Below are 7,786 nucleotides of genomic sequence, written 5' to 3'. Positions count from 1 at the left end.
GGGCGCGCCGATCGCCGGGCGGATGGATGCGGCGCTGGATGAGCTCGTCGGGTTTTTCGTCAACACCTGGGTGTTGCGGGTAGGGGTGAGTTCCGCGCAGCGGTTCAGCGACGTGCTCGAGCAGGTGCGCCAGCAGGCGCTGGATGCGTACGGCAACCAGGATGTGCCGTTCGAGCTGCTGGTCGAGCAGCTTAACCCGGTGCGCTCGGCGTCGCATCACCCGCTGTTTCAGGTGCTTTTGGTCTTCCAGAACAATGCGCGCCCCGAGATGACGTTGGAGGGGGTCAGCGTCGAGCAGCTGGCGGTGTTTACCCGCACCGCCAAGTTCGACCTGGACATCGAGCTGAGCGAGGTGCCCGGCGAGGATTCGGATGCGCCGATGGCCGCCGGACTGATGATGTATGCCACGGATCTGTATGAACGGTCCACCATTGAGCGGTTGGTCGGCTGGTTCGGCCGGGTGATCGAGGCGGTCGTGGCCGATGCCTCGGTAGCGGTGGGCGAGGTGTCGCTGCTGGATCGCGGCGAGCGTGATCTGGTGCTGTCGGGCTGGTCGGGTGCTGGAGTGGCCGCGCCGGTGGGGCTGGCACCGACGTTGCTGGCGGCGGCGGTGGCTGCCGACCCGGACGCGGTGGCCGTCATCGACGGTGACCGGGAGTTCTCGTACCGCGAGCTTGATCAATGGTCGAACCGGTTGGCGCGCGTATTGATTGAGGCGGGGGTGGGTCCCGAGCGCGCGGTGGGCGTGGCGATGGGCCGGAGTGTGGAGTTGGTCGTCGCCTGGTGGGCGGTGGTCAAGGCCGGTGGCGTGTATGCGCCGGTGGACCCGACCCATCCGGTGGAGCGGACCGCGACGGTGCTCGACGCGGTGGGCGCGGTGTGTGTGTTGACGTGCAGCGCTGACACGGTCGCCGGGGCGCGCCCGGTGCTGCGCATCGATGATCTGGACCTGACCGGGTACCGCGTGGATCCGATCGTTGACGCGGAGCGGCTGGCGCCAGCGGGGACCGACGACGGCGCGTATGTGATCTTCACGTCCGGATCCACCGGTGTGCCCAAGGGCGTGGCGGTGAGCCACGCCGGTCTGCTGGGGTGGGCGGCGGCGCAACGCGCGATGTTCGGGTTGGGCGCGGATGCGCGCGTGCTGATGGTGGCCGCGCCGACTTTCGATGCCTCGGTCGGTGAGCTGTTGCTGGCGGCGGCGTCGGGGGCGGCGTTGGTGGTCGCACCGGCGGGGGTGTACGCCGGGGAGGCGTTGACCGGGTTGATGCACGACCAGCGGGTCAGTGCGGCGATTCTGACCCCGACGGTGTTGTCGTCGCTGGATCGGGCCCGCCTGGACGCGCTGGGCACGCTGATCGCCGTGGGGGAGGCCTGCCTGGATGAGGTGGTGGCCGCCTGGGCGCCGGGTCGGGCGATGTTCAACGGCTATGGCCCAAGCGAGACCACTATCTGGGTTACCTGTGCGCCGCTGATGGCGGGGCAGCCGGTGCGCATCGGCGCCCCGATTGCGGGGGTGTGTGCGCTGGTGCTGGATGCGCGGCTGAACCCGGCCCCGCCCGGGGTGGTCGGTGAGCTGTACCTGGACGGGCCGGCGGTGGCGCAAGGCTATGTGGGCCGTGCCGGGTTGACCGCGGAACGGTTCGTGCCCAATCCCTACGGGCAGCCCGGGGCGCGGATGTATCGCACCGGGGATCTGGTCCGCTGGACTGCGGAGGGCACGCTGGATTACCTCGGCCGGGCCGATAGCCAAATCAAACTGCGTGGCCAGCGCATCGAGTTGGGCGAGATCGAAAACACCCTGCTGGCCTGCCCGCAGGTCACCCAGGCCGCGGCGAGCGTGCATCAGAGCGACACCGGTTCGCATTTGATCGGCTACATCACGTTGGAGCACACCAGCATTGCCGATAATGACGCCGAAATCGTCGAAGAATGGCAACAGCTGTATGACGACCTGTACGTCGCTGAGGTCGAGGCGCCAGGGTTCGGAATGGATTTCCGTGGCTGGAACAGCAGCTACACCGACGAGCCGATTCCGCTCGACGAAATGGTGGAGTGGCGTTCGGCCACCGTGAACCGCATCAACGCCCTGCGGCCCCAGCGGGTGTTGGAGCTCGGCGTGGGTTCGGGGCTGCTGTTGTCCCAGATCGCCCCGAACTGTGCCGAGTATTGGGGCACGGACTTTTCGGCGCCGACGATCCAGACGCTGCAGGCGGCGGTGGCCGCGCAGCCGTGGGGGGACCGGGTGCGGTTGCGGGTGCAGCCGGCGGATGTGGCCGAGGGGTTGCCGGAAGGCCATTTCGATGTGGTGGTGCTCAACTCGGTGGTCCAGTACTTCCCCAGTGCGGGGTATCTGCGCGACGTGATGTCGGTGGCGATGCGGTTGCTGGCACCGGGCGGAGCATTGTTCATCGGGGACGTGCGTAACCACAGCCTGCAGGGCGCGTTCCAGACTGGCGTCGCGCGCGCCCGCACCGAGGCCGCCGATGCCGCCGAGATTCGTCAACGCGTTCAGCGCGCTCTGCTCGGCGAACCCGAATTATTGTTGGCCCCAGAGTTTTTCACTACCTGGGCTGCTGAGCAGCCGACGGCGGTCGGGCTGGATATTGAAGTCAAACGCGGGATGGCCGACAACGAACTCAACCGGTACCGCTACGACGTCAGCATCCACAAAACTCCGGCACCGGTGCGCTCACTGGCCACCGTAGACAGCTGGGCGTGGTCCCACTGCGCGGGTCTGGACGGGTTGCATACCCGGTTGATGTCCGAGCGTCCGGGCGCCGTTCGCGTCACAGGTGTTCCTCGCGCCGGACTGATGAGCGACGTCGACGTCGAACGCGGCCTGTCCGCCGGGCTCCCGTTAGCCGACGCCTTGGCCCACGCCGACGACGCGAATGCCGTTGTCCCCGAACAATTGCACGTCGTTGGCGAGACCGCCGGATATCGCGTCGCGGTCACCTGGGGCGCGCAACCGGGCACCGTGGATGCAGTGTTCATCGCTGCGGCTGACGCTGAGCAGACCCTGGCGCTGACCGATCTGTATCTGCCACGTGTCGGGTCCCACCAAGTCACTAGTTACGCCAATGACCCGCAGACCAACATCAAAGTCACCGCGGTGCGTCAACAGTTGAGTGCGTGGTTGCCCGAATACATGGTGCCGACGCACATCGTGGTGCTCGACGAGTTCCCGATGACCTCCTCGGGCAAGATCGACCGTAAAGCCTTGCCGGCCCCCGTGTACCAGGGTGCTGATAGTTACCGCGCGCCGAGTACCCCCGCCGAGGAGATCCTGGCCAGCATCTACGCCCAGGTGCTGGGGCTGGAGCGGGTCGGGGTCGACGACTCGTTCTTCGACCTGGGTGGGGATTCGCTGTCGGCGATGCGTCTGATCGCCGCGGTCAACACCGGTCTGGACGCCGACATTTCGGTGCGTGCGGTGTTCGAGGCACCCACGGTTGCCCAATTGGCGCCCCGTATCGGTAAGGGCGGGGGCCTGGAGCCGCTGAAGCCGGTCGAGCGCCCGGCGGTGGTGCCGTTGTCGTTTGCCCAGGGCCGCATGTGGTTTACCGACCAATTGCACGGGCCGTCACCGGTTTACAACGTGGTGGTGCCATTGCGGCTGGGAGGGCACCTGGATGCCGAGGCGTTGGGTGCGGCGCTGGCCGATGTGGTGGGCCGTCACGAGAGCCTGCGCACCCTGTTCCCGGCGATCCAGGGCGTGCCCCAACAGCTGGTGGTGCCCGTCGAGCAGGCCGATTTCGGCTGGGACGTCATTGATGCCACCGGTTGGCCAGCAGACCGGCTAGGTGAAGCCATCGTCGCCGCGGTGCGCTACCGGTTTGACCTGGCGACCGAGATCCCTTTGCAGGCACGGCTTTTCCGCGTCGCCGATGACGAGCACGTGCTGGTGGTCGTGCTGCACGAAATCGCCGCCGATGGCTGGTCGACGATGCAGCTGCTGCGTGACCTAGGTTTGGCTTACACCAGCCGGTGCGCGGGGCGCGCCCCCGGCTGGGCGCCATTGCCGGTGCAGTATGTCGACTACACGCTGTGGCAGCGTGCGCAGTTCGGCGATCTCGAGGACAGTGAAAGCCGCATCGCTGCGCAGCTGGCTGACTGGGAGCAGACGCTGGCCGGTATGCCCGAGCGGCTGCAGCTGCCCACCGACCGTCCCTACCCACCGGTGGCCGATCAGCGCGGGGCCAGGGTGGCGGTGGAGTGGCCGGCGATGTTGCAACAGCAGGTCGCTCGGGTGGGCCGCGAGCACAACGCGACCGGATTCATGGTGATGCAGGCCGCCCTGGCGGTGATGCTGTCCAAGCTCAGCGCCAGCCGCGATGTGGCGGTGGGGTTCGCGATCGCCGGGCGGCGCGATCCCGCACTCGATGAACTGGTGGGCTTTTTCGTCAACACCTTGGTGTTGCGCGTCGACCTGACTGGTGATCCCACGATGGCCGAGCTGCTGGCCCAGGTGCGACGGCGCAGCCTGGCCGCCTATGAGCACCAGGATGTGCCCTTCGAGGTGCTCGTGGAGCGGGTCAACCCGACGCGATCGTTGGCCCACCACCCGCTGGTGCAGGTGATGTTGGGCTGGAACAACTTCCCCGGACAGGTCAATGTCCCCGAGACCGGGCTGAGTGTGGGTGATCTTCAGGTCAAGCCCCTGGCCGCGGATACCCAAACCGCGAAAATGGATCTGGTCTTCTTCCTCAAGGAAAACTGGACCGAGGCCGGTGCGGCCGCCGGGATTTCCGGGCACGTGGAGTTTCGCACCGACGTATTCAACGCGGACACCATCCAGGCGATGATCGCGCGGTTGCAGCGCGTGTTGATGGCGCTCACCGCCGACCCGACCCGGCGGCTCTCGTCGGTGGATCTGCTCGGCGAGGGCGAGCACGCCCGGCTGGAAGAGCTTGGTAATAAAGCGGTCTTGGCCAGCCCGTCGAGCGTTGCGGTGTCGGTGCCGGAATTGTTCGCCACCCACGTCACCCGCACCCCGGACGCCGTGGCGCTGGTGTGCGAGGGCCTGTCGGTGACCTACCGGGAGCTGGATGAAACCTCGAACCGGTTGGCGCATAGTCTCGCAGCTGCGGGCGCAGGTCCGGGACAGACTGTGGCACTGCTGTTTTCGCGGTCGGCCGAGGCGGTAGCGTCGATCCTGGCGGTGCTCAAGACGGGGGCGGCGTATCTGCCGATCGACCCCTCGTCGCCGGATACCCGGATCGATTTCATGCTCGGCGATGCCAAGCCGGTCGTCGGCGTCACCACCGCCGATCTGACTGAGAGGTTCGAACGCCATGGCGTGACCGTCATCGACGTCAACGATCGACGCATCGACGCCCTGCCCACTGGGGCCCTGCACATGCCGGGGCCGGACCCTGACGATATCGCTTACCTGATCTACACCTCGGGCACTACCGGGGTGCCCAAAGGTGTTGCGATCACTCACCGCAACGTGACGCAGCTGTTGGGGTCGTTGGATGCTGGGCTGCCGGACGCGGGGGTGTGGGCGCTGTGCCATTCGTTGGCGTTCGACGTCTCAGTGTGGGAGATCTTCGGGGCGCTGTTGCGCGGTGGGCGCGTAGTGGTGGTGTCGGAATCGGTGACGGGTTCACCGCAGGACTTGCACCGGGCGCTGGTCGCTGACCAGGTCAGCGTGTTGACACAGACTCCATCGGCGGTGGCGGCATTGCCGGTTGAGGGGTTGGAGTCGGTGGCGTTGGCGGTGGTCGGTGAGGCCTGCCCGGTCGAGGTCTTGGATCGGTGGGCGCCGGGGCGGGTGATGGTCAATGCCTATGGCCCCACCGAGACCACCATGTGTGTGGCGATCAGTGCACCGCTGAGCGCGGACTCGGGTGCGGTGCCGATCGGCTCACCGGTTTCGGGGGCGGCGCTGTTCGTCCTCGACGAGTGGCTGCGGCCGGTTCCGGCCGGGGTGGTCGGCGAGTTGTATGTGGCCGGTCGCGGCGTCGCGGTTGGCTATGTGGGCCGGGCCGGGCTGACCGCGTCGCGGTTCGTGGCATGCCCATTCGCGCAGTCCGAGGCGGGAGCGCCGGGCCAACGGATGTATCGCACAGGGGATTTGGTGCGCTGGGGTACCGATGGGCAGCTGCGGTATATGGGTCGTGCTGATGAGCAGGTCAAGATCCGCGGCTATCGCATCGAGCTCGGGGAAGTGCGCGCGGCCTTGGCCGAATTGGATGGGGTGGAGCAGGCGGTGGTGATCGCCCGTGAGGACCGCCCCGGCGATAAGCGCCTGGTCGGCTACGTCACCGGAATCGCGGATCCGGCCGAACTCCGCATTCGGCTGGCCGAACGGCTGCCGGACTTCATGGTCCCGGCCGCGGTGGTGGTGATCGACGCGCTGCCGCTGACCCCCAACGGCAAACTCGACACCCGTGCCCTGCCGGCACCGGGGTATCAGAATGCCGGTTATCGCGCTGCGGCCGGCCCGGTCGAGGAGATCCTGGCGGGCATGTTCGCCGAGGTGCTGGGGCTCGAGCGGGTCGGTGTCGACGAGTCCTTCTTCGATCTGGGTGGGGACTCGCTGTTGGCGATGCGTCTGATCGCCAAGGTCGAGACGGGTCTGGATGCCGATCTTTCGGTGCGTACCGTGTTCGAGGCGCCCACGGTGGCTCAGTTGGCGCTGCGCGTCGGTGCCGACGGGGGGCGGCGCGAGCCGTTGGTGGCCGTGGAGCGGCCGGCGGTAGTGCCGTTGTCGTTTGCCCAGCAGCGGTTGTGGTTCATCGACCAGTTGCTCGGGCCTTCACCGATTTACAACATGGCGGCGGCGTTGCGGCTGAGCGGACGGCTGGATGCCGAGGCGTTAGGTGCGGCGCTGGCCGACGTGGTGGCCCGCCAGGAAAGCCTGCGCACCGTCTTCCCCGCGGTCGAGGGGGTACCGCAGCAGGTGGTGATCCCTGCCGAGGGTGTCGATCTCGGTTGGCAGGTTGTAGATGCCACCGGCTGGCCGGAGAGCCGGTTGGGTGAGGCGATCGGCGCGGTGGTGCATCACTCGTTTGATTTGGCGACCGAGATCCCGTTGCGGGCAAGGCTTTTCCGCGTCGGCGAGGACGAGCATGTGCTGGTGGCCGTGATGCACCATATCGCCGCCGACGGCGTGTCGATGGCCCCGCTGGTCGCTGATCTGGGGGTGGCCTTTGCCAGCCGGTGTGCGGGGCACGCCCCGGGGTGGGCGCCATTGCCGGTGCAGTATGCCGATTACACGCTGTGGCAGCGCGCCCAGCTCGGTGAGGTGGCCGATGCCGAGAGCCCGATCGCCGCGCAGTTGGCGTATTGGGAGCAGGCGCTGGCCGGGATGCCCGAGCGGCTGGCGTTGCCCACCGACCGGCCCTACCCGCCGGCGGCCGATTACCGCGGTGCCAGTGTGATCGTGGACTGGCCGGCCGAGCTGCACCACCGGGTCGCGCAGGCGGCCCGTGAGCACAACACGACCAGTTTCATGGTGGTCCAAGCCGCCCTGGCGGTGTTGTTGGCCAAGATCAGCGCCAGTCCTGATGTGGCGGTCGGGTTCGCGATCGCCGGGCGTGATGATCCCGCACTCGATCAGCTGGTCGGGTTCTTCGTCAACACCTTGGTGCTGCGCGTCGATCTGACCGGTGATCCCACCGTGGCCAAACTGCTGGCCCAGGTGCGCGCGCGCAGCCTGGCCGCCTACGAGCACCAGGACGTGCCCTTCGAGCTGCTGGTGGAGCGGCTCAACCCGACCCGAAGCCTCGCCCATCACCCGCTGGTCCAGGTGGTGTTGGCCTGGCAGAACTTCGCC

General features: G+C 67.5%; 1 protein-coding gene. It reads left to right on the top strand.

Annotated elements, in window-relative coordinates; translation table 11 throughout:
• On the top strand, positions 1–7,786 hold a 7,786-nt coding region (locus A5708_RS07830), incomplete at both ends, for a non-ribosomal peptide synthetase (RefSeq protein WP_155765926.1).

The sequence above is a fragment of the Mycobacterium colombiense genome (assembly GCF_001672755.1).
In the GTDB taxonomy this organism is placed as follows: domain Bacteria; phylum Actinomycetota; class Actinomycetes; order Mycobacteriales; family Mycobacteriaceae; genus Mycobacterium; species Mycobacterium colombiense_C.
Note: the sequence above shows the minus strand (reverse complement) of the source record. Positions and strands in the feature narration are given on the sequence as shown.